Source organism: Lentzea sp. NBC_00516, from assembly GCF_036346835.1.
GTDB lineage: Bacteria > Actinomycetota > Actinomycetes > Mycobacteriales > Pseudonocardiaceae > Lentzea > Lentzea sokolovensis.
Map to the genome: position 1 here is coordinate 2,598,872 of NZ_CP107840.1, position 17,864 is coordinate 2,616,735.

Annotated in this window: 14 protein-coding genes; 1 reads left to right on the forward strand and 13 read right to left on the reverse strand. The window is 68.9% G+C overall.

The features are described from left to right. Positions 1-483: 483 nt before the first annotated feature. The 9 genes from OG205_RS11810 to OG205_RS11850 all read right to left on the reverse strand — a co-directional run bounded on the left by OG205_RS11810 (position 484) and on the right by OG205_RS11850 (position 11,816). Positions 484-2,379: a DUF1996 domain-containing protein gene (locus OG205_RS11810; RefSeq protein WP_330276254.1), complete on the reverse strand. Its 1,896-nt coding sequence runs from the start codon at positions 2,377-2,379 to the stop codon at positions 484-486. A 176-nt stretch (positions 2,380-2,555) separates the two neighbouring features. After that, positions 2,556-3,116 (reverse strand): snapalysin family zinc-dependent metalloprotease, encoded by a 561-nt coding sequence (locus tag OG205_RS11815; RefSeq protein WP_330276255.1) that lies wholly within the window; start codon positions 3,114-3,116, stop codon positions 2,556-2,558. 293 nt (positions 3,117-3,409) lie between these two features. Next, positions 3,410-5,431, reverse strand: coding sequence for an MGH1-like glycoside hydrolase domain-containing protein (locus OG205_RS11820; protein ID WP_330276256.1), 2,022 nt, complete (start codon positions 5,429-5,431; stop codon positions 3,410-3,412). A gap of 281 nt (positions 5,432-5,712) precedes the next feature. Continuing rightward, complete coding sequence (locus tag OG205_RS11825; protein WP_330276257.1) at positions 5,713-6,369, reverse strand: hypothetical protein; 657 nt, start codon at positions 6,367-6,369, stop codon at positions 5,713-5,715. A gap of 141 nt (positions 6,370-6,510) precedes the next feature. Further along, a complete protein-coding gene (locus OG205_RS11830) occupies positions 6,511-8,277 on the reverse strand; it encodes a tetratricopeptide repeat protein (protein WP_330276258.1) in 1,767 nt (588 codons plus the stop codon). Next, positions 8,274-9,503, reverse strand: a complete 1,230-nt coding sequence (locus OG205_RS11835) for an ATP-binding protein (protein ID WP_330276259.1) — start codon at positions 9,501-9,503, stop codon at positions 8,274-8,276. Before OG205_RS11835 ends, OG205_RS11830 begins: the two co-directional genes overlap by 4 nt. Next, positions 9,500-9,940 (reverse strand): hypothetical protein, encoded by a 441-nt coding sequence (locus tag OG205_RS11840; protein ID WP_330276260.1) that lies wholly within the window; start codon positions 9,938-9,940, stop codon positions 9,500-9,502. Before OG205_RS11840 ends, OG205_RS11835 begins: the two co-directional genes overlap by 4 nt. Next, positions 9,940-11,226 (reverse strand): MFS transporter, encoded by a 1,287-nt coding sequence (locus OG205_RS11845; RefSeq protein WP_330276261.1) that lies wholly within the window; start codon positions 11,224-11,226, stop codon positions 9,940-9,942. The genes OG205_RS11840 and OG205_RS11845 overlap by 1 nt, the downstream gene beginning before the upstream one ends. Continuing rightward, a complete protein-coding gene (locus OG205_RS11850; protein WP_330276262.1) occupies positions 11,223-11,816 on the reverse strand; it encodes a winged helix-turn-helix domain-containing protein in 594 nt (197 codons plus the stop codon). Before OG205_RS11850 ends, OG205_RS11845 begins: the two co-directional genes overlap by 4 nt. Positions 11,817-12,045: 229 nt before the next feature. On the opposite strand from OG205_RS11850, the gene OG205_RS11855 reads away from it, so the two are divergent. Then, positions 12,046-12,765 carry a DinB family protein gene (locus OG205_RS11855; protein WP_330276263.1) on the forward strand — a complete coding sequence of 240 codons (720 nt, stop codon included), beginning with the start codon at positions 12,046-12,048 and terminating at the stop codon, positions 12,763-12,765. A 6-nt stretch (positions 12,766-12,771) separates the two neighbouring features. Here the strand turns inward: OG205_RS11855 and OG205_RS11860 are convergent, their stop codons facing one another. The 4 genes from OG205_RS11860 to metK all read right to left on the reverse strand — a co-directional run bounded on the left by OG205_RS11860 (position 12,772) and on the right by metK (position 17,849). Continuing rightward, positions 12,772-13,962 (reverse strand): cytochrome P450, encoded by a 1,191-nt coding sequence (locus tag OG205_RS11860; protein WP_330276264.1) that lies wholly within the window; start codon positions 13,960-13,962, stop codon positions 12,772-12,774. A gap of 201 nt (positions 13,963-14,163) precedes the next feature. Next, positions 14,164-15,627, reverse strand: coding sequence for an adenosylhomocysteinase (gene ahcY / locus OG205_RS11865; protein ID WP_330276265.1), 1,464 nt, complete (start codon positions 15,625-15,627; stop codon positions 14,164-14,166). A gap of 21 nt (positions 15,628-15,648) precedes the next feature. Next, the gene (locus tag OG205_RS11870) at positions 15,649-16,647 is read right to left on the reverse strand and encodes a carbohydrate kinase family protein (protein ID WP_330276266.1); all 999 of its coding nucleotides are present in this window, start codon (positions 16,645-16,647) and stop codon (positions 15,649-15,651) included. A 2-nt stretch (positions 16,648-16,649) separates the two neighbouring features. Next, entirely contained in the window at positions 16,650-17,849 is a 1,200-nt protein-coding gene (gene metK, locus OG205_RS11875) for a methionine adenosyltransferase (RefSeq protein ID WP_330276267.1), read from the reverse strand. Positions 17,850-17,864 lie beyond the last annotated feature (15 nt).

The following is a 17,864-nucleotide window of genomic DNA, read 5'->3' on the forward strand; positions in this document are numbered from 1 at the left end:
TCCAGCCGCGGCAGGCCTGACCCGCCCTCGCAGCACCACGTCCACCAGGACGGCGACGACCAAAGCCACTCCCGCTCCGGCCAGGATCGCGATCACCACCACTGTCTGGTCAGGGATCGCCGGAGGATCACAGCTTCTGTCCCCCGGACACTGAGACATGCCGCCCCCCGATGACCACCGCACCGCTGGCGCTGACGACAACGCCTGCTCGGCGGTCCGCCACACCAACCAGGCAACACCGAGCAAGACGGCGCCCACCGCCACCGCCGACGCGCGCACCCACCGCCGCCTCATCCATGCCTCCCGCTGTTCATCACCGCATCCATTCTCCGTTCGCCCGGACACGGACTGCAGCCGCGGTGGCGACAGCCCTCAGAAGAACCTCGGCCAAGGCGGAGACCGGGACGCGGAATTCGCCAACGGGCGGAGCCTTCCCGGACCTGAGGCCGGGAAGGCTCCGCCCGTTGGCGGGTCAGGAAAAGGTCAGGAGCACCTGCGCCCGTCGTTCACGCACTTCACGATCTTCGCCATCGTCTGGTCGGAGTTGACGTTGGCGAAGTCGTTGTGGTCGGAGAACGGGTTGTGGTTCTCCTCCGGGAAGGCGTCGAGCTGGTACTGGCCCTTCTGCTGGATGTCGCGGGAGATGTCGTAGGAGATGCTGATCCGCAGCTGCGGGATGGCCTTGAAGCCCTGCGGGCACGCGCCGGTCTGCTTGTCGGCGAACCGGACGTGGTCGCGGTGGTTGGCGCTGTCCGCGTTCTTGCCGTCCCAGCAGCCCGCGAAGTCGTGCACCCGCATGACCTTGCTGCCGTTCGGGCAGATCACGTACTTGTCGGACAGACGGTCCTCGGACCCGCTGCAGGTCCACGTCGCGCGGGCGTTGGCGGGGCCGCGGCTGGTCGGCTTGGCGTCACCGACGACCATCTTCAGGAACTTCGGCATGCCCGTGACCTTGCTGGTCGCGTTGCCCCGGTACTCGATCTTCACCTCGGCCGGCCGGACGATCTTGCCGTTGTTGCCGACGAGCTCCAGGTTCTTGCCGGTGGGAGCGGCCAGGGGCGGCGCGGGCGGCGCGGTCGTGGTGATGGCACCGCCGTTGTTGTTGCCGCCGTTGTTGTTGCCGCCGTTGTTGTTGCCGCCGTTGTTGTTGCCGCCGTTGTTGTTGCCGCCGTTGTTGTTCTCGCCGTTGTTCTCGTTGCCGCCCTCGTCACCCTCGTTGAGGCCGCACTTCGCGAGGCGGTCCAGCCCCTGCGGCTTCTCGGCGTTGCGGCCGATCGCGATCGCGATGCGGTCGAGGGTCGCGACCCGCTTGTCCTTCAACGGCCCGAGGATCGCGTTGTCGATGAAGTTCGGTCCGCCCTGGCCCTTGGTCTTCACCAGGCGCTGGTTGGCCTCTGCGATCTGCTTGTCCAGCTGGTCGAGGTTGTTGTCCACCTCGTCCAGAGCCTGGTCCGGCACACCCGGCAGAGCCTCGCGCACCGACGGGCACTTGATCGTCGGCGTGGCGGCGTCCTGCTCGGCGCCGTTCTGCCCGGCCTGCTGGAGAACGCCGTCCGCGGCGAACTTGTGCGGCTTCGAGGAGTGGTTGCCGCCGCCGTGACCGCCGCCGTGGCCCCACCGCAGGTCGCAGTCGGCGAGCGGCGTCAGGTTCGGCTTGCGCGCGGACCGGCTCAGGGCGTTCGCGATGCGTTCGAGGGTGGCGACCCGCTTGCTGCGCAGCGGGCCCAGAACGGTGTTGTTGACGAAGTTCGGGTCACCGGGGTTCTGGGCACTCGCCACCCGGTCGTTGGCTTCCCTGAGCTGCTGTGCGAGCTGCTGGAGGTTCCGGATGATCTCGTCGCGCACCCGCTGCGGAACGGCGGGCAGGCGCTGGGCGACGCCCGGACACGCGACCTCGCCCGGGCCGTTCTCCTTGATCTTGTCTGGGGTGGAGCCGACGTCCTGCGGGTTGGCCTTGGTGTTGATGCGCACGACCGGCCAGAAGTAGGACGAGCGGTCACCGTTGCGGCACGACGTCTCCGCGTCGACCAGGCTCTCGTCGGTCGACTCCGCGCTGATCGACTGGTTGCCCACGAAGTCGTGGACGTGCTGTGCGCCGTGCTTCAGACCCGGCTGGGCAACCGGGTTGTCGGCGCTGAACTTGCCGCTCTCGTTCGTGCCGCAGTCGACCCTGAAGACGCCGCTGGCGCCGTTCTTGCCGACTTTGGGCTCGACGACGTTCTTGCTCACCTTCTCGATGGGCACGAACGCGGCGAGCGGTGCCGGCTCGCCGTCTTTGGCGGCCAGCGCAACGGTGGCGGTACCCGCTGCGACCACGGCCACCGCCGACAACGATGCGATCAGGCGAAACTTCCGTCTGTCCGTCACGCGGTGTGTCATGCGTACTCCTCGTTCGTGCGGCGCATGAACGGGAATACGTACAGAAGGGTTCATCGGCTCAACCGAATTGTTACCGCCTGACAAGACCGGACGCGGCTACCTCCCCACGCCCGCTCGACCGCGGGTGGCGCGAGGCCCGGCTCCACGGGAGAACCAGGCCTCGCGGTCATGCGCGCTCAGGAGTGGACGGGGATCTGCTCGTAGATCACCTTCCACTCGTAGGTGCCGGCGAACCCGTTGGCCCACAGGGAGTTCACCCTGGCCGCCTCGGTGGAGTTCGGGGAGGCGACGGTGCACGACGTGCCCGGACCGCCGCCCGACATCAGCTCCGAGCACGGGCCGCTGTAGTGGTCGGGCAGGCCGAGGGCGTGCCCGGTCTCGTGGGCGGTGATGCGGGTGACGTAGTACTGCCGCGCCTGCGTGTAGTCGATGAAGATGGTGCCGCTGCCGTGACCGTTGGTGGAGGCGTACGAACCGCGCGGGTCATTGCCCTCGCGGTAGCGCAGGGAGGCCGCGCTGCGGTTCTCCACCAGTTTCACGTTGCTCACCCGCGCGTTCCAGTTCGCGGCGCCCTGCCTGATGGCGCTCGCGAACGTGGGTGCGCTGCTGGTGTCGTAGTAGACGGTGACCGCCGCCGCGGTGATCGGGGCCTCGGCAGCCGATGCCTGGCCGGTCAGGGGTGCGACGACGGTCGTGGCCGCGGCGAGCGCGACGGACAGGACGAATTTCCTGAACATGGGTTCTCCTCGCTTGCAGGGTGCGAAGAATGGAACCTCGGGGTTCCGCCACCCAACGTAAGGAAGGTCGTCGCGCCCACTCGCCCGCCATTGGCGTGATGCGGTTCAGCGCTCTTGACGGTTGACGTTGCCCGTTATTCGGACGAATGCGGTGATAGACATGAAAAAGGGGCGAATGCTCGTCACGGTGCGTCAGCCACCCTGTGGGATGGTCGGCATCCACGTCCACCAGCACCATGTCAGGTCCGAGCAGGGTTTTCCAACGGGCGACAGCCCTGCAGGCGACCAACCGGTCACGGTCCCCGGTAGCCGAGCCAGTCGAGGTTGATCGAACCGGTGTCGTTCTGGCCGTAGGACAGCGTCACCACCGGGTCGCGGCCGCTCAACGGGATGTCGTCGAAGGTGACCGTGCCCCAGGCGTCCCAGCTGTCGGAGACCTTCGGGAAGCTCACCTGGCGCACGGCGCGTCCGTCCACCGACAGCGTCATCGTGCGGGCGTCGCTGTTGGCGTTCGCGTACCCCGCGGTGATCGTCCCGGAGCCCTGTGCCGCCGACGTGCGGTGCAGCGTGAACGACGACGCGGCTCCCTGCGCCCAAAGACCGTCGATGAACGCCCTGCCGGAATAGCCCGTGTGGTTGACGTTCGTCTTGACGCCGCCGGTGTTGCGCGCGTCCTCGGCTTCCAGGTGAGCGGGGGCCGGGCAGCCGGAGACGGTGCCCGCGGTGTCGGCGCAGCGGTCCCCCGCGTCGGGCGCGCCGTCGCCGTCCCGGTCACCGCCGGCAGCTCCGGTCAGGGTGATCTCCACGGTGTGCGCGCCCTTGAGCGTGGCGGGGATCTCGGCGCGTGACGGCTGGCCGTCGATCGTGACCGAGCGGATCGTCGTGCCCGCACCGCGCAGCGTGATCGTCAGGTCGGCGTCGCGGTAGCGCAGGTTGCGAAGGGTGACATCACCCCAGCCCGCGGGCAGGTTCGGCGCGAAGGTCAGACCCGCGCCGGTGTACTTCAGGCCGAACAGTCCACTGTGGACCATGTCGAGGAACGCCGTGGCGGACCAGGTCTGGTCGGGCTCGGAGCCCCAGTGGAACTTCACCGTGTCGCCCAGCCGCTGGTAGCCGCCGTCGACGACGCCGGTGGTGCCGTTGTAGATCTCCCAGAAACCGCTGTTGTTGTTCGCGAGCTTCGCCAGTCTCGCGGTCTCCGCGGCGAAACCGCTCTGATTGCCCTGCAGCGCCTGGGCCTTGGCCCACAGGCCCTGGACGAGCGGCCAGACGATCGCGTTGTGCCGGCCGGGCTGCGCCTCGGAGTAGCGGTCCCAGTGCGGGTAGGTGTCGGGCATGCCCCAGGCCATCACGCGGGCTTTCGCGAGGATCGACCGCGCCTGAGCCTGGTTCGCGACGCCGAAGAGGATCGCGAACGCGAGACCGGTGCCCTCCTGGTGGGCGCCGGGTGTCCCGTCGGCGAGCAGCTGGTAGTTGTACAGGCCCGTCGCCGGGTTCCAGAAGTGCCGGTTGATCGCGGTCTTGAGCGCGGCGGCCTTCGTGCGGTGAGCAGCGGCCTCCTGCGACTGCCCCAGCCGCTCCGCCATGTTCGCCGCGTTGACGTACGCGGCGTAGTAGACCTCGTTGGTGCTCAAGTACATCCCGCTCGCAACGCCCGGCCACGGCATGCTGCCGGTGCTGACCGACTCGGTCGCGTCGGCAGGTGGCGCGGGATAGCCGGCGATGCCGTCGTTGAAGAACGACGCGCCGGTGAACAACCCGTACGTTGAGTTGAACCCGGCCGTACCAGCGCGTTCCCGGATGGTCAGGGTGTTCTTGGCGGTGCGGTAGGCGTTGCCGAGGAACTCCTGGTCTCCGGTGACGAGGTAGTGGTGCCACGCGGCGGTGAGCCAGATGACCTGGTCCCACTGCTGGTCGTCCTGCTGCACCCGCAACGCGCCGGCGGAGTCCTTGTCCACGACGGCCCAGAGCGTGTTCCTCGCCAGGGCCGGGGACAGCAGGCTGGTCGCGTTCCAGCTGTTGATCGACGCGTCGCGCGTCCACGGCTGGGCGTATCCGCCACCCGCGCGAACCATGCCGGTGGCCGGGTCCATCAGACCGCTCTTGTTGTAGTGCGCGTCGTATCCCACCGTGTTGACGCGCAGCAGATTGTCCAGCGCGGCAACGTAAGCGGCGCCGTACAGCGCTTGGCTGTGCGGGTTCGCGAAGGTCAGGGACGGTGGAGTGGCCGCGATCGCCGGTGAGGCACCGGTGACCACGCCGCACACCGTCATCAAGGCCACGAGGACACGAGCGATCCGCCGCCGGAGACTCATTCCGTGCACCTTTCCCGGCTGCCGGACCGACCGGAGCCGAACTGCAGTGCACCATGGAAACGCTCCCACAGAAACGCCCGACGAAGATCCTGTCCGCTTTTGTAAGAGGCTGAGGCGACCGGCGCACAGGTCGTTGGTCCGTGGGATTCCCGACTGGAGCACCTGGGCGAGCCGGTGCCGAAGCATCGGCAAAGGCCGGTCGACACTCGAAGGCACCTACGAGGTGCGAGTGTCGACCGGCCTTTGCCGTTGGAGCGGGGTGGGGATGCCGCCAGAAGAGATCAGCAGGTGACTTTCACGGTCGCGGCCGCCTGGAACGACACGTGCACGTGGTCCATGTGGTTGGCCGTGGGGCTGCCGCGGTCCTCCATCGGCGAAAAGCCGCTGCCGTCGTTGTAGCGCTGGCGCCAGATCACGTAGGTCGCGCCGAACGCCTTGCGGTTGGCCAGCACGTAGTCGGCCAGGGCGTTGCCGGTGGCGGTGTCGACCATGAAGTCCAGCGCCAGACCCTGGGGATGCTCGCCGGAGCCTCCCCGGCCGGCGGCGCCGCCGATGTCCGTGACACCGAACTTGCCCGCGATGTGGTGGCCTACCTGCGCCACGTGCGGTTTGACGCCGTCCAGGGTGGTCGGACAGGGCGGCGGTGGTGGGGGCGGCGGCGGGGCCTCGGGTGTTGTCGTGGTCACCGGAGGCGGCGTGGTGGTCGCCGGGGGTTCCGAGGACGGCGGCGCGGTGGTCGATGACGTGACAGGCCGCAGGTCCTGGCTGACAGAGGTCTGCGGAGCAGCCAGAAGGGCGGCGGCTCCGGCTGGGTCGACCGGCTGGTCGGAACCCCGGACGACCCAGAAGGTCACGCCCAGGCCCACGGTGAGGGTGGCGGCGACTGCGATGGGCAGTTTCCGGCTGGGGGTCTGCTGCGTTCTATGTCGGCCCGACATTCGGGAACACCTTGCGTTGGGGACGGGGCATGCTCACACAGCGCGCCACATTACGAAATGAACACGAGAACATCACAGGCAAGTGTTCATGGTCACATCTCTGCTGGTGAGCGCCCCATTACAGAAAGCGACATCCCCTGTTCAGTCGTCTGCCGGCTGGACGACGGCGGACACGAAGATTCGGGCGAGCCTCCCCGTCCGCCACTGCAGGCCGAGTCGATGCTCCGCGAGGTCGTAGTTGACGGTGACCTCGCCGGAGGCGCGATTCTCCCAGCTGTTGTGCACGAGGGCGCCGTGCGCGCGTACGTGGGCATCGACTGGTTCGCGTTGCCCGTCGAGGTCGAGCCCGGAGATCACGCGGTCGGCGCTCGGGCAGAACGCGACGTCGACGGTCACCTTCTTCACCAGACCGTCGAGCAACGCGATGTCGACGCCGTCGGGACCGGGGACCACCGGGTCCAGCGCGCTATGCCGGACGGTCGCGCCGGGGAAGAGCCCACGCAGTTCCTCGTACGGCGCAGAGCTCTCGGACGTGCCCAGAGCGGCGTACATCATGGCGATGGTGCCGGTCAGCGACGTGCCGGGGACAGCGGGCAGGCCGGTCGGGAGCGCCTCGGTCTTCCGGGGTGCCGGTCGCGGGTCCTGACCGCCGAAGCCGGCCACCCGGTCCCAGATCCAGTCGGCCATGGACGCGGCCACGGGCTCGTCGGGACGTCCCGGGCGGCGCGTGACCAGCTCCCCGAACGCGACGACGACCAGGTACGCCCCGGCGTCGTCGGTCATCACCTGTTCCCAGACCTCGTTCTCGGGCCAGTCCGGGTGCGCTTGCGGGTCGGCCTCGATCTCGGTGCTCATGGCGATGATCTCGGCTGCCGACATCAGGCGGAACGGTTCGGCCAGTCCCCACGCGCCACCGGAGCCGGGCTGCTGGCCGTCGTGCCAGGCCACCAGGTCCTCCGCGGCCATGGAGCCGAGCTTGTCCCTCTGGGACTCGTCGGAGATCGAGGTTCCCGGTCGCAGGGTGGCGCGCAGGCCGGCGGGCATCACGTCGTCCAGCGCCGCCAGCGCGGAAGCCAGGTCGGTGCCGAGCATCTGGTCGCGGAGCTGCTGCCACCCCATCTCGATCACCCCGGCGTTGCGGATGTCCTCCAGCGAGATGTCCTGGGCGTGGGCGTTCTCCACGATCTGCCGCAACGTCCTGGCCGTCCCCACCAGGTTGTGCAGCATGTCCTCGGTCGGGTTCTCGCGCAGCAGTCGCAGGCCGAGTTGTTCGGCGTCGGCGAACCGGTACTGCACCAGGTAGGCCCAGCCGAGCATCAGAGCGACCCAGGAGTTCGCCGCATCGGCCCGGATGGCCTCCTCGGCCGTGGCGACGAAGCGGTCGGGTGGCGCGAAGGTCCCCAGCAGGTACGCCGCGCGTTTCCCCAGCGCGCCGGGGAGTCCGTCCGGCGCCGTCCGGGAGCACAGTGCCACCGCCTCGTCGAGTCGGCGCCAGCCGTCCTCGTGGTCCCCGCAGAGCGCCTGGGCGAAGCCCAGCTCCATCCAGTCGTCCCACTCCTCCTGGTCCTCGCCCAGCACCGTGCGCGCCCACCGCAGCGCCTCGGCATGATCGTGCTCGGCCAGCGCCAGGTGCCGGAGGGCACGAGCCGCGTTGATGAACTGGCCGTCGCGGCGACCGGCCACCTGGAGGTAGAGACGCCGCGCCTCGCCGGCATCGCCGCACACCTCGCGGTGATTGCCGAGCAACAGCGCCGCGCCGCTGCGCTCCGGCTGGGACGCGAGCACCTGCGACGCCAGCTCGGCGATCCTGGGATGCGCCGGTTGTGCTTCGAAGAGCTCCCAGGCCAGGTCCAGGTTTCGCTCGACGGCGTCGTCGTCGCCGGAGGCCGTGCGGCCGAAGTCCCTCATCGCATGCCTCGCTTGACCCGGTACGCCCGGAGTTGATCGAACGTGCCGTCGTCGACGCCGTACTCGAGCACCGGCGCCACCTGGTCGAACCACGACGTCGTGGACGGGGTGACACCGCCGACCGCGGCCAGCATCGCGTCGGTGGTGACCGGTACCAGTTCACCTCTGCTCATCGACTCGACCATCGCCTGCTGCAGGACGGTGGTCGTCAGGTGGCTGAGGTCTGCACCGGAGAACCCTTCGGTCGCCGCTGAGACGGCGGCGACGTCGACCTCGCCGGCCGGCTTGCCCTCCAGCGCGCCCTGGACGATCGACGCCCTGGCGGCCGCGTCGGGTGGCAGCACCAGCACCGTCCTGTCGATCCGGCCCGGTCGGCGCAGCGCGGGGTCGATGTCCCACGGCCGGTTCGTCGCGGCCAGGAAGTAGACCCCGTCGTTGGCGCTCGCCACGCCGTCGAGCTCCTCCAGCAGCTGAGTCACGAGCATCCGCATCGTCTGCGACCCGCCGCCACCGGAGGTGCGCCGGCCGCCGAGCGCGTCGAACTCGTCGAAGAAGATCACGCACGGCGCCGCCGCGCGTGCGTCGCGGAACACGCTCTGGATCGCCTTCTCGCTCTCCCCGATCCACCTGCTGAGCAGGTCCGCGAGGGTCACGTGGATGAAGGACGCTCCGAGATCGCCTGCGATCGCCCTGGCGATGAACGTCTTGCCGCATCCGGGTGGGCCGTACATCAACAGCGACCCGCCCGGCGTCTGCCCGAACGCCGCCGCCAGCTCGGGATTGCGCAGCGGGGCCAGGAACGTGGTGTCCAGGTGCCGTTTGACCTCGGCGAGCCCCGCGACGTCGGCCAGCGTCACCGCCGGGCGTTCGGCGTCCCACAGCGACGCCGAACCGGCAGCGCTGTCCTGACGGTCCTCGTCGGCCGGGGTCGGAACCGGCGTCCGCGCGGCTCCCCCGGTCCGTGCCGGAGGTGGCGCGTTCTCCGCGGGTGGCGGCGGGTTCGAGGCTCGCAGCCGCGCCGCCATCAGCCGGGCGCGCAGCAGCCGGACCCGTGCCGGATCACCGCCGATGCCCTCGAAGGTTCTCAGTTCGATGGCGGCGCGTTCCGGATCCCGCTCCAGCAGCAGCGTGACGAAGTCCTCACGCAGCGTCAGATTCCCGGGGTCGGCCTCTACCTCGCGCGCGATCACCTCGACGAAGCCGTCGCCGGAATCGGCACCGTTCATCGCGCTGCCCCCTCGATCCAGCCCTTGAGCAGACCCAGGTTCGCCAGCGGGATGTAGTGACCGAGCCGCGGATGGTCCAGCGTCACGCCGAAGACGCCGACCTGGGCGAACGAGGCGACGTAGTCGATCGCAACCGGCATCGGCACGCCGAACGTCGGCACCACGCTCCCCTGCGCGTCGGCCAGCCCGAGGGCATGGCCGGCTTCGCTCGCCCGTGCGGCGCTGCTGTAGAGGCAGATCATCGACCCCTGCTCAGCGGCCACGGCATAGGGACGGGGCTGGTCGGCAGAGCCTCGCGCGATGAAGAACCAGTGCTCCAAAGCGGTCGCCTGGCGCCACAGCGCGATCTGCGCCGTCGTGTCTCCCGCGGGCGCTGCCTTGACCGCCTCGTCGAGGCGGTCGAGCTCGGCGACCGTCGCGGGGTCGTTGTCTCTCATCACGCGGTTCTCTCTCGTCTGCTCCGGTTTCCAGACCAGAGAGAACCATGCCGTCGATCACGGCGAACACGCGGACCTGCGAGCATTCGCCACATCAGCAGTCCGGCCACGAGGAACAGGCTCGCCTGCGCGTCGAGCAGGAAGAGCGTGCCGACCGGGCCCACGAGCACACCCGCGACGAACATTCCCAGCGCCTGCAAGGTGTCCGAGAGCCCGAGCACCGATCCGAGCACCTGCCCGCGCAGGGCCGGCGGCGCGGCCTGCTGCAGGAGCGACATACATCCCGCGGCGGCCAGCACACCCGGCGCGCCCGCCACGGTGAACAGGCACACGTACACCCAGAAACCGGGTTGGACCAGCGAGAAGTTCCACGTCAGTGCGCTCACGCCACCGAATGCGAAGGGGCTCCAGGAAAGCAGTCGTGGCGCGCCCAGGCGGCGGGTGAGCGATCCCGCGACCGCCGCGCCGGCGAAGCCGCCGATCGCCTGCACGCCGCGCAGCACACCGGCCTCGCTCTCGCCCCGGCCGATCAGTTCGGTCACGAACAACAGGAACAGCACCACGAACATGCCCTGCGCCAGGGAGAGCAGCGCCACGCAGATCGCGGGCCCGCGCAACGTCCTGACCTGCCAGAGGGACTTCGCTCCCGCCACCAGGCCGCTGACGAAGCCGACCCCCTCGCCCCCTGCGCTCTCCGTTCCGGCCGGGATGGTCGCGGCCAGCACTGCCGCCACCACGAACGCCCCCACCCCGGCGAACACGACGCTGCGCAGGCCGAACTGGCTCAGCAGCACACCGCCGAGCGGACTGCCGGCGAGCCTGCCGATCGTGGCGTTCAACGAGATCATCGCGTTCGCGCTGACCAGCTGTTCGTGCCGGACCAGCGCCGGCAGCGTCACCACCTTCGCGGCCTCGAACATCGCGCCGAACCCCGCCTGCGCCGCCGACACCAGATAGACGATCCACAGCTGCCCAGGCCCCTGCACCAGCAGCAACGGCAGCAGGACCGCGCCCTGCCCGAGGCTGACCAGCGCGAGGAACCACCGTCGGCTCCACCTGTCCGCGATCATGCCCGCCAACGGAGCGCACACCAGGCTCGGCAACAGCCCGAGCATGGCGACCGTGGAGGTCACCAACGCCGAACCGGTCATCGTCAGCACGTAGAGCGGCAACGCCAGCAACAGCATCCACTGGCCGATCTCCGAGCTGAGTCCGGCGCCCCACAGCCGCGCGAAAGCCGGTTCGCGCAGGGAGCTCCGGGCGGCCTGGTCCCGGTCGGCTGTCATGTCGGCGTCCCCGTCGCGTCCAGCCAGGAAAAGGCGCGCAGGCCCACGTAGGCGAGCAACGCCTCGGCATCGGACTTCGGCCGCACCGTCGCCACGTACGGGCGCAGGACGTCGTCGATCGACTTCATCAGCTCACGAAGCTCCTCGGGCGTCACGCGCACGACGTAGCTGTCGAACCGGGAGGCGGACACCCACTCGTCGTCGAGATCGTCGCGGTGGTCGAAGAACCGCCTGGTCATCTCCGCCTCGTCCTGCAGGCTCACGGCGATCACCGAGTCCTGCGCCTCGCGCACGACCGGATCCGATGCCGGCTCACCGAAGTCGAGGCCCACGGGCGTCGCGCGCCACGGCCGGTCCCGCCCGCCTGCCGACTCGGCTGGTTCGACCAGGCCGAACGTCGCCAGCTGACGCAGGTGCCAGCTGCAGTTCGACGGCGTGGACCCGACCTCCACCGCGCACTCGCTCGCGGTGCGCGGCCCCACCGCCATCAGGTGGCGCAGCACGGCCATGCGCAGCGGATGCGCCAGCGCGCGGATGCGGTTCACGTCGCTGATCCGCCTGCGCGGCGGCACCTTCGGGGTCCTGGCCATCTGAAGGGATCCTTTCGAAAGGTTTCCTTCAGATTTCTCCGGCACCTCGCCGCTGTCAACCCCCGGTCAGAAGCGTTGCCGCACAAGAAAACTGCCGCCCTGCCGGCGAGGATCTAGCGGCGTGGCTCGGAATGTCGCCGGGGGAATGCGCGGTCAGACGGGTGCGTCGTGGCGTGCTGAACGTGAATTACCCAGCCGACGTTCCGAGTCGCGCCACTAGGATGCGGGCATGACGCGGTATGTCGACGAGGACCTGCACGGCACGGAGTTCCGCGAGTGCGATCTGACCGGGGCGCGCTTGATCGGCGTCGTCCTGCAGGACGCCGTGATCGACGGGCTCGTCACCAACCTGGTGGTGAACGGTGTCGAGGTCACCGGGTACGTCGAAGCGGAGCTCGACCGGCGTCATCCGGTGCGGGTGCTGGTCCGCTCCGAGGACCCCGCCGATCTGCGCGAGGCAGCGCGGCAGCTCCGCGCCGGCTGGGCCGCCACGATCGAGCGGATCCGCCGTGCGCCCGGCATCGAGTGCCGCAGCGTGAACGACGAGTGGTCGGCGGCGCAGACGATGCGCCACCTGGTCTTCGTCCACGACTCGTGGTTCCGGCGCTGCTGCCTGGGCTCGACGGAGCGGTTCACACCGATGGGCATCGGGCCGGACGTCGAGCCCTACCGCGAAGCGCACGGGCTCGACCTCTCGCTCGATCCGGCCCTCGACGAGATCGTGAACGTGCGCGCCGCGCAGGCCGCCGAGCTCGAGGCCTGGCTCGACGACGTCACCGCCGAGCAGCTCGCGGCGCCGGCGCCGGTGCCCGACGACGACGTCTGGCCGCCGTACGCCCGCGGCCGCTCGGTGCGGCAGTGTCTCCGCACGGTGCTCAACGAGACCTTCGAGCACCACGGCTTCTGCGTCCGCGATCTCGGCCTGATCGAGGCGCAGGACGCCGAGTAGGGCCGTTCAGTCCGACCAGGTCACCGGCAACGAGTGGACTCCGTAGAGCAGCATGTCCGTGCGCAGCGGCACTTCTTCCGGCTTCACGTCCAGGCGCAGGTCGGGGAACTCCTGGAACAGCCTGGAGAAGCCGAGCCGCATCTCGATCCGGGCGAGTTGGTGGCCGAGGCACTGGTGGATGCCGTGGCCGAACGCGAGGTGGTGGTGAGGGCCCTCGCGGCGCAGGTCGAGCTCGTCGGGGTTGCCGGGGAACTTGTTCGGGTCCCGGTTGGCCGTGGGCAGGTGTGCCAGCACGGTGTCACCGGCCTTGATCAGGTGCCCGTCGATCTCCACGTCCTCGAGCGCGGTGCGCAGCGGTCCGAAGTGCGGGACCGAGAGATAGCGCATGAGCTCCTCGACGGCGTTGTCGATGACCTCCGGTTCGTCCTTGAGGATCTTCAGCTGGTCCGGGTGCTGCAGGAGCGCGAACGTGCCGAGGCCCAGCATGTTCGCCGTGGTCTCGTGACCGGCCAGCAGGAGCAGCAGCGCCATGTTCGACGCTTCCTCGTCGGTCGGCCCTCCGGTGACCAGCAGGCCGCTGAGCATGTCGTCGCCGGGGTTCGCCTTCTTCCTGACCACCAGTTCGCCGATGAAGCTGCGGATCCGGTGCAGCGCCGCCATCAGCTCCTCGGGCGAGGTGTTCTGGCTCGCCAGCATCTCGGTGTCTTCCTGGAACCTGTGCCGTTCGTCGTAGTCGATGCCGAGAATCGCGCAGATCACCAGCGATGGGATCGGGAGGGTGAAGTCCTTCACCAGGTCCGCCCGGTTGCCGAGGGAGCGCAGGTGTTTGATCTGGTTCTCGACGATCTCGCCGATCCAGCCGGCCAGCTGGTTCATCCTTCGCACGGTGAACTGGCCCTGCAGCATCTTGCGCATCCGGGTGTGGTCCGGCGGGTCCTGGCTGACGAAGTTGCCGGGATCGTCGGAACCCTGGAACCGCGGGTCGAGCAGGTGGTGGTTCTCCCTGCTGCTGCTGAACTTGGGGCTGCCGAAGACTTCCCGCAGCTGGTGGTAGCCGGTGACGAGCCAGCCGAGGTGTCCGTCGGCGAACCTCAGCCTGCTGATCGGTGCCCTGTCGCGGATCGCGGTGACCTCGGCGGGCGGGTCGAACGGGTTCTGGCGCTCCAGTGGCAGTCTGTCGGAGATCACTTCGGTCATCTCACACAACTTCCGTGCTCAGGAACGGAACTCCTGCTGCTCGGAGTGCCGCGTACATTTGTGGGAACGGATCCATTGTCAACGGCCGCAACAGGTTCGGCCTTCTTGGCATGAATGTTCCGGTAGTACTACTAGTGTCTGGACGGCAACGGGTCCGGCCCCGAGCCAGAGCCGGAACCCCTGCCGTCCACGCGGTCGCGATCAGTAGCGGTAGTGCTCGGGTTTGAACGGCCCGGCGACATCCAGTTCCAGGTATGCGGCCTGATCCTTGGTGAGCTCGGTGAGTTCGCCGCCCAGGGCTTCGAGGTGGATGCGCGCGACCTTCTCGTCGAGCACCTTGGGCAGGCGGTAGACCTCGTTGTCGTACTCCTTGAACTTGGTGAACAGCTCGATCTGCGCGATCACCTGGTTGGAGAAGGAGTTCGACATGACGAACGACGGGTGACCCGTCGCGTTGCCCAGGTTCATCAGGCGGCCTTCGGACAGCACGATGATCGTGCGGCCCGTCGGGAAGATCCACTCGTCGACCTGCGGCTTGATGTTGTTCTTGCGGATGCCGGGGTAGCGCTGCAGGCCCGCCATGTCGAGCTCGTTGTCGAAGTGGCCGACGTTGCCCAGGATCGCCTGGTGCTTCATCTGCGCCATGTGCTCGACCGTGACGACGTCCTTGTTACCGGTCGTGGTGATGATGATGTCGGCGATCGGCAGGACCGACTCGAGCTTCGCGACCTGGTAGCCGTCCATGGCTGCCTGGAGGGCGCAGATCGGGTCGATCTCGGTGACGATGACGCGGGCGCCCTGGCCGCGCATGGACTCGGCCGAGCCCTTGCCGACGTCGCCGTAGCCGCAGACGACGGCGACCTTGCCGCCGATCAGGACGTCGGTGCCGCGGTTGATGCCGTCGATCAGCGAGTGGCGGATGCCGTAGCGGTTGTCGAACTTCGACTTCGTCACGGCGTCGTTGACGTTGATCGCGGGGAACAGCAGCTCACCGGCGGCAGCCAGCTGGTACAGGCGCATGACGCCCGTCGTGGTCTCCTCGGTGACGCCGCGGATGCCCTCGGCGATGTTCGTCCACTTCTTGCCGTCAGCGGCGAGCGACGCGCGCAGCGTGTCGAGAACGATCGCGTACTCCTCCGAGTCGTCCTCGGAGACCGCCGGGACGACACCGGCCGCCTCGTACTGCACGCCCTTGTGCACCAGCAGCGTGGCGTCACCGCCGTCGTCGAGGATCATGTTCGGGCCGCCGCCGTCAGGCCAGGTGAGCATCTGCTCGGCGGTCCACCAGTACTCCTCCAGCGTTTCACCCTTCCAGGCGAAACACGCCACACCCTTCGGCTCCTCCTCGGTGCCGTGCGGGCCGACCACGACAGCGGCGGCCGCGTGGTCCTGGGTGGAGAAGATGTTGCAGGACGCCCAGCGCACTTCGGCGCCCAGGTCCACCAGGGTCTCGATCAGGACAGCCGTCTGGATCGTCATGTGCAGCGAACCCGACACGCGAGCGCCCTTGAGCGGGTACACCCCGGAGTACTCACGGCGGAACGCCATCAAGCCGGGCATCTCATGCTCGGCGAGGCGGATCTCCTTGCGACCGAACTCGTGGAGCGAGAGGTCGGCCACGGCGAAGTCGATGCCGTTGCGGGTCTGCAACCGGTCCGAGGTCATTGCGAAGTCCTCCAAGGCGCTTCAGAGAGCGAACTGTCCGGTGTGGACAGTTCGGAACAGACTGGCCTCCGCCGCGGCCACCGGGCCGTAGGCTTCGGCGAACCGGTCGGCGAACCGCACGGGATCCACCGAGTACTCCTGCGAGCCCTGCGACTCCAGGACGAAGGTCGCGAGCGTGCAGCCGAGCTGCATCGCACGCTCGGCCGGCAGTCCCCGGTCGAGGCCCGCGAGGAATCCGGCGCGGAACCCGTCACCGACGCCGGTCGGGTCCACGACCTGCCGGGCCGTGGCGGCGGGAACGTGCACGGACGGCAGGCCGGCCATCTGCAGCCGGACGCCCTTCTCGCCCAGGGTGGTGATCCACGCCCCGACCCGGTCGAGCACCTCCGCCTCGGACCAGCCGGTCTTGGACAGCAACAGGTCGTGCTCGTAGTCGTTGGTGAACAACCACGTCGCGCCGGTGAGCAGCGACCGGATCTGGTCGCCGTCCATCCTGGTGAGCTGCTGCGAGGGATCGGCCGCGAACGGGTGGCCGGCACGCACGCACTCCGCGGTGTGCCGCAGCATCGCCTCGGGGTCGTTGGGCGAGACCAGCACGAGGTCCAGTCCCCCGAGCCGATCCGCGACGGGCGCGAGGCCGATGTGGCGGGCCTCCGCCATCGCGCCGGTGTAGAAGGACGCGATCTGGTTCTGGGCGTCGTCGGTCGTGCACAGGAACCGCGCGGTGTGGCGGGTTTGCGACACCAGCACCGACGCGGTGTCGACGCCGTGGTCCTCCAGCCACGCCCGGTACTCGGCGAAGTCCTGGCCGACCGCGCCGACGAGGGCAGGCCGGGAGCCGAGCAGGCCGAGGCCGAAGCAGATGTTGGCCGCGACGCCTCCCCGCCGCACGTCCAGCGTGTCCACCAGGAACGACAGCGACACGGAGTCGAGCCGGTCGGCGAGGAGCTGGTCGGTGAAGCGGCCGGGGAACACCATGAGGTGGTCGGTGGCGATCGAACCGGTGACGGCCAGCCGCATCGTCAGCCTCCGTTCACGAGGTCGCGCAGGGCGTCGGCGCGGTCCGTCGACTCCCAGGGCAGGTCGACGTCGGTGCGGCCGAAGTGGCCGTACGCGGCGGTCGGGGCGTAGATCGGGCGCAGCAGGCCGAGGTCGCGGATGATCGCGGCCGGACGCAGGTCGAACACCTCGGCGATGGCCTGCTGGATCTTGATCGGGTCGACCGTCTCGGTGCCGAAGGTCTCGACGAACAGGCCCACGGGGGCGGCCTTGCCGATGGCGTAGGCGACCTGGACCTCGACGCGCGATGCCAGTCCGGCGGCGACGGTGTTCTTGGCGACCCAGCGCATCGCGTACGCGGCGGAGCGGTCGACCTTCGACGGGTCCTTGCCGGAGAACGCGCCGCCACCGTGACGGGCCATGCCGCCGTAGGTGTCGACGATGATCTTGCGGCCGGTCAGGCCCGCGTCACCCATCGGGCCACCGATGACGAAGCGGCCGGTCGGGTTCGTCAGCAACCGCACGTTCGCGGTGTCGATGTTCAGTTCGGCGAGTTCGGGAGCCACGACGTGCTCGCGCAGGTCGACGCCGAGCAGGTTCTCCAGGTCGATGCCGTCGGCGTGCTGAGTGCTGATGACGACGGTGTCGAGGCGCACGGGCTGGTCACCCGCGTACTCGATGGTGACCTGGGTCTTGCCGTCCGGACGCAGGTACGGCACGGTGCCGTCCTTGCGGACCGCCGTCAGACGACGAGAAAGCCTGTGTGCCAAGGCGATCGGCAGCGGCATCATCTCCGGCGTGTCACTGCAGGCGTAGCCGAACATCAGGCCCTGGTCGCCGGCGCCCTGCTTGTCGATCTCGTCGTCAGCGCCCTCGACGCGGTTCTCGAACGCCGTGTCGACGCCCTGCGCGATGTCCGGGGACTGCGCGCCGATCGCCACGTTCACGCCACACGAGTGGCCGTCGAAACCCTTCGCGGACGAGTCGTAACCGATCTCCAGGATCTTCTCGCGGACGATCGTCGGAATGTCCGCGTACGCCTCGGTGGTGACCTCACCCGCGACGTGGACCTGACCGGTGGTGACCATCGTTTCCACGGCGACGCGCGAGCGCGGGTCCTGGGCCAGCAACGCGTCCAGGATCGAGTCGCTGATCGCGTCGCAGATCTTGTCGGGGTGTCCCTCGGTCACGGACTCACTGGTGAACAACCTGCTGTTGGTCATCGCAAAGCGCTCCTT